Source organism: Massilia genomosp. 1, from assembly GCF_011682185.1.
Taxonomy (GTDB): Bacteria; Pseudomonadota; Gammaproteobacteria; order Burkholderiales; family Burkholderiaceae_D; genus Telluria_A; species Telluria_A rubra.
Genome location: NZ_WHJF01000533.1, coordinates 1 through 289, shown reverse-complemented (window position 1 = coordinate 289; position 289 = coordinate 1). Strand labels below are relative to the sequence as shown.

The window sequence follows — 289 nt, the reverse complement described above, 5'->3', positions numbered from 1 at the left end:
AAGGGAAGAATCGCCAGGTGCGGCGCATGACGGCCGCGGTGGGATTGCCGACCCTGCGGCTGGTACGCAGCAGCATCGGGCCGTTTTCGCTGGCGACGCACCCCTTGATGCCCGGGGAATGGGTGGAAGTGGCAGCCGGCGACATGAAGAAAATCTGAAGATTTTCTAACCGGGGTCAGAGTGAGCGGCACCGTGTTGACCACTGACCTCATAGTCGTCGCCCCGCGCCAAGGCGCGGGGGCGACAGTTTTCATGCAAGCGCACACGCGCCTTTCAGGCCGAAACACAC

Annotated in this window: 1 pseudogene; it reads left to right on the top strand. The window is 63.0% G+C overall.

What is annotated here, in order from left to right:
• Nucleotides 1-158: pseudogene (locus tag F1735_RS37180) on the top strand (pseudouridine synthase); the annotation flags it as partial.
• Nucleotides 159-289: the final 131 nt, after the last annotated feature.